Genomic DNA, 5,146 nt, shown 5'->3' with positions numbered 1-5,146 from the left:
GGAGCTGAGGGCAGCCTGATCCGGGTGATGCCGGGGAGGGCGGGAGCGGCCCTGACAAAGCCGGGACGTGCCAGTACTGCCAGATGGTGCGGGTTCGGCAAGCGGGATGGAGAGGAGTACGCGAGGAACCGGCGTCTTTACCTGCGTTCCGCGTAATTCGGGGGTCCTGGAGTCCCTGCCGGGTTGAAGGTGCAGGTCAGCTGGGTGGAGGCTGGTGACGCGCTCGGATTCACCTAGAGACGCGATTTTGCGTATTCGCCTGCGCTGACCTGGAGTTGGTCCGTATGGTCTGGAGTCGTGTACGTGAAGACGACGAAGCGGGAGAACAAGTCCGGCACGGTCCGGTACCTGCACCTGGCCCACAACGAGTGGGATCCGGTGAAGGGCCGGGCGGTCCCGAAGGTCCTGTTCACGTTCGGCCGTGAGGACGACCTCGACCGGGACGCGGTGAAGCGCCTGGTCGCGTCTCTATCGAGGCTGCTGGAGCCGGGTGAGGCACTGGCGTCGACGGCAGCGGGTGACCTGGAGTTCGTCTCGTCGGTCTCGTTCGGCGGCACCTACGTCCTCGATCATCTCTGGCGGCGGCTGAGGATCGACAGGATCGTCGGGCAGGTCGGGCAGCCCAAACGGGGCCGGCGCCGGGACATGTCAGTGACCGAGCGGGTGCTGTTCTCCCTGGTCGCGAACCGGGCTCTGGCGCCGTCGTCGAAGCTGGCCGCTGCGGACTGGGTCACGCACGATGTGCATGTCCAAGGCCTGCCGGCCACCGACGACGACGCCTGCTACCGGGCGATGGACTGGCTCCACGAGGTGACCGACGACCTGGAAAAGCGGGTGTTCGACGAGGTCGCGAACCTCCTCAACCTCGAGGTCGACCTGCTGTTCTTCGACACCACCAGCACCTACTTCGAGCTGGAGGAGGCCGACGAACCCGCCGCCCGCGACGACAGGGGCCGCCTCCTGACGGACGACCCCCCAGCCGCCGAAGAGGACGGCGAGCCCGCCGATCAGGCCGGCTTCCGCACCTTCGGCAAGTCGAAGGACTCCCGCGACGACCTGCCGCAGATCGTGATCGGGATGGCCGTCACGAGGGACGGGATCCCGGTCCGTGTCTGGTCCTGGCCCGGCAACACCGGTGACCAGAAGCTGATCCGGCAGGTCAAGGACGACATGCGGGACTGGACCCTGAGCAAGATCGTGTGGGTCACCGACCGGGGATTCTCCAGCGAACGCAACCGCCGCTACCTCCGCCAGGGCGACCACGCCTACATCGTCGGCGAGAAACTCCGCTCCGGCAGCCCGGAGGTTAAGGCCGCTCTGTCCCGCCAGGGCCGCTACAGCGAGATCGCCGGGAACATGCGGGTCAAGGAGGTGCGGATCTCCGAGACCGAACGGTTCGTGATCTGCCACAACCCCGAAGCCGCCACCCGTGACCAGCACATACGCGAACAACTCGTCTCCCAGCTCACGACCCTGATCGAAGACACCGACAAGCTCAGCGACTTCAGGCGCGGCGAGCTCCGCGGCAAGCTCGCCGACAAGCCCGGCCTCAACCGCTACCTCCGCACCACCCCGGCCGGCAAGCTCCGCATCGACACCGCGAAGATCAAGGCCGAGGAGAACCTCGACGGCAAGTACCTGCTGCGATGCTCCGACCCGCAGCTGTCAGCCGAGGACATCGCCCTCGGCTACAAGCAACTCCTCGAAGTCGAGCGGGGCTGGCGGGACATGAAACAGATCATCGACCTGCGGCCTGTCTATCACCGGCTCGAGGAACGCATACGCGCACACGTCGTCCTCTGCTGGCTCGCCCTGCTGCTGATCCGCATCATCGAGACCACCACCGACGAGACCTGGACGAGCATCCGCCGCGAACTCGACCGGCTCCACCTCGGCACGTTCACCGGCCCTACCGGACTGTTCCGCCAGGTCGCCACCCTCACCAAGCCCCAGACCGACCTCCTGGCCAAGCTCGTCATCCCCACGCCGAAGCAGATCATCACCCTCGAACCCGCACCTCGCTGACCAGCACGAACACCAGCGCCTAGAGAAACGACTCTCAGGCGCCCTCACCCATGTCCGCGCAGGTCAGGCCCCAGATTCGTGACTCCAGGCCGCTGAATTACGCGGAACGCAGGCAGGGCGGGCAGTCGGTGGTGCCGTTGCTGGCGTCCCAGTGGTCTTCGTATTCGTCGGGGAGTCGGCGGCAGGTGGGGCAGCGGGAGGCCTCGGCCTTCTCGTCCGCCAGGCGGTCCTCCTCGGCCTGGGCGGCGTCGTCCTGGGCCTTGAGGCCGGCACGGGTGCGCTCGGTGTACTCGCGGCCCGCCGGGGCGTGGTTGAGGCTCTGCGGTTCGTCGTTGCCGTAGCGCCACCAGACGGTGCCCTGCGGGCCGTCGGTCTGCAGTTCGCGGCCGTCGAGGGTGTTGCGGAGGACCGTGACCCACTGAGTGGTGGTGGGGTCGATCCCGGCCAGATAGGTCTCCGGGCGGGCCTCCTCGGGCAGACCGTCGCTGCTACCGCTGCTTTACGTGAGCACCATCTGCCGAGTGTAGGACCGGCCGCCGACAGCCTCCACGGCACTACTGGCGGCCGGAGTCCTTGCTCCGCCGGTGGCCGGGGCAGCAGCGCAGCCCCGGCCACCGGCGAGCCGCAGGAAGTTCGTCCTTCTCCCACGGCTATCGCGTGGGAAAAGGTGTCGGCGACGGGCAGCGGGCGCCTGTCCCGCCTGCCCGGAGCCGCCCCGTGCGCGGCAGAAGTGGTGGGAGGCTTGGCGGACAGCCTTCGAGGCGAGGAGCGACAGATGCCGGCGGCCCACGTGCACGACCACAGCCCGGCCCCCGCTACCGGTCTTCCGCATCAGCACCAGCGCCGGCCACGACCGAGGCCGGCGCCCTCACGTCCGCCCGGGCGCCGCCCCGCCCCACCCGCCCGCTCGCCCCCTCGCTCACACGCCAGGCCGGGGGCTACAGAAGGTAAGTCGGCCCGGTGAGAATCGCCTGCATCTCGACCTGGCGGGCCCAAGCCCGCGCCAGAAGACCGCACAGTGGCGCCCCGTACTGGTCCCGGGTACCGGGCGGCCCCGGATTGCTCCGGCGAAAGCGGCGCGATTGCGCACCGGCCGTGGACCTGGCCTCCCGGGCGGGCCGACGCCCTTCAGCAGCGGTCCCGGGCTGGCCTTCGGTTGCTCCCTTGCTGCCGTGCTGACGCGGTTCCGGCCGCCTTCGCAGGTCAGGACAGGCGTACGACCTCGCCGCTGGCGGCGCTGGTGCGCGCGGCGTCCAGTACGGTCGCGGTGGTCACGGCGTCCCATGGGTCCACGGGCAGCGGACGGGTGCCACGGAGCGCGGCGGCGAAGGCCGGGTAGAAGAGGTCCCACTCGCCGCGGGCGGACGGTGCGGGATCAACGTGGTCGCCGCGCAGCACCTGGCCCCAACGCCGCTCGGGCTCGATGCCCCAGCGCTCACCCTCCGAGGCCGGGGAGGCACCCGCGATCAGCAGGGCTTCCTGACCGTCCACACCGTCGACCACGTACGTCCCGGTGCTGCCGGTGGCGCGGAAGCGCGGGCCGGGTGCACCTTGGCGCCAACTGCCGGACAGGTGCGACAGGGCCCCGCTGCGGTGGGTCAGCGCGACGAAGACGTCCTCGTCGAGCCCTTCGCCGCCGTCGCGGCTCCGCATCTCCGCATACACCCGCTCGACTGGCCCGGACAGGACCAGCGCCTGGTCGACCAGGTGGCTGCCGAAGTCGAGCAGGGTGCCACCGCCTGCGGCCGGCGGGCCGGGCTCGGGCTGGAACCGCTCGAAACGCGACTCCAAGCGGGTCAGAGTACCGAGCGCACCCTCGGCCATGAGCCGCCGCAGAGTCAGGAAGTCGGAGTCCCAGCGACGGTTCTGATAGACCGTCAGTGGAACCTGCAGCCGCTCCGCCAGTTCCGTCGTCTCCCGGGCAGATGCCGCGTCGAGCGCGAACGGCTTGTCACAGACCACTGCCAAACCCAGCTTCAGCGCCTCCTGGGCCAATGGGATGTGTGTGGCCGCCGGAGTGGAGATCGCGACCGCCTCCGCTCCGGCCCGGGCCAGTTCCTCCAACGACTCGTACGCCGGCCGGCCCAGCTCACCGGTGATCTGCTTTCGGCGCTCCGGGGATGTGGTGACCACCCCGAGAAACTCACAGTCCGGGGTGGAGGCGAGCAACGGCGCATGGAAGTACCTGCCGCCGAAGCCGTAGCCAGCCAGTCCGATCCGTACGGGCGCGTCCGTCATGTGCAATCCTTGCCGTCGATCTCTTGAAAACATTTGCGGTAGAGCCTCAGCGAACCCTGGGGTCCACGTGGGCACTGTCAAAGCCGAGCTGTACGTGATGCGATTCGCGGGGGCCGAAGATACCGACGAACGGTTCGCCGACCTGCCACCAAGAGCAGCCGACCGCGCCTGCCGAATCGCTGACATCCTGGCCAGGACCCCTCACCCAGGACACCTGACCAATCCCCACAGAATCACCCGGATCAACCGGTGCAGGGACCGGCCGCCTCCCGAACGACCGCGGAGCCCGACCAGTTGGACGCACGTTCTGCCTCGCGTCCTGGCCCCCGTGCCGCAAACCCTTGGAGGCCAGGCTGAATCAGCCAGAACTCCTGACAACACCGATTACCCCAACACTCTCACCATCACATGTTTGCGTCAACACCAAAATGGTGCAAGTGATCGCGGGGTCCCGCTGCTGTGACGTGTCGCCATTTTGGTTGTGGGTCGTGGCTGTGATGTGGGGTGTTGTGGTTGGAGTGGGGACATGGTCAGGGTGTGTCGGGGTGTTGCCTCACGGTTCCTTGATCGTTTCTGTTGGGTGTGACTGTTGTGCGGGGTTCTGGTCTGCGGGTATCGGTGATATCTCGGGAATCGGTGGTTGTCTGAGGTGTCTGTCGCGCGTCAGACTTTGTGGCAGGGCTTGTTTCTTGCGGGTCCTGCCCTGTGAAGGAGTCTGATCGATCATGGTGAGGCCGCCGGCGTTGCCGCCGGAGGAGAAGGTCCGGATCGTGCTGTCGATCCTGGCCGGTGAGATGACCGTTGCCGAGGCCGCGCGGCGGGTGAAGGTGTCCGAGCAGTCGATCGGGAACTGGAAGCGGCAGTTCCTGGAGTCCGGCCGGGC

At 68.1% G+C, this 5,146-nt stretch carries 3 protein-coding genes; 2 read left to right on the top strand and 1 reads right to left on the bottom strand.

The window, feature by feature from the left end; genetic code table 11:
- Nucleotides 1-297 precede the first annotated feature (297 nt).
- Nucleotides 298-2,025: an IS1634 family transposase gene (locus PUR56_RS26040; protein WP_443034570.1), complete on the top strand. Its 1,728-nt coding sequence runs from the start codon at nucleotides 298-300 to the stop codon at nucleotides 2,023-2,025.
- Nucleotides 2,026-3,228: 1,203 nt separating this feature from the next.
- On the opposite strand, the gene PUR56_RS26035 is transcribed toward PUR56_RS26040, so the two are convergent.
- Nucleotides 3,229-4,263 (bottom strand): Gfo/Idh/MocA family protein, encoded by a 1,035-nt coding sequence (locus PUR56_RS26035; RefSeq protein WP_329876854.1) that lies wholly within the window; start codon nucleotides 4,261-4,263, stop codon nucleotides 3,229-3,231.
- 725 nt (nucleotides 4,264-4,988) lie between these two features.
- Here PUR56_RS26035 and PUR56_RS26030 point away from each other — a divergent pair.
- Nucleotides 4,989-5,146 (top strand): helix-turn-helix domain-containing protein (locus tag PUR56_RS26030; protein ID WP_329874319.1); only part of this gene is annotated, 158 nt, incomplete at its 3' end.

The organism is Streptomyces sp. BE303 (assembly GCF_036290945.1).
GTDB lineage: Bacteria > Actinomycetota > Actinomycetes > Streptomycetales > Streptomycetaceae > Kitasatospora.
The sequence above is the reverse complement of the archived record's forward strand: the minus strand, read 5'-3'. Positions and strand labels throughout refer to the sequence as shown.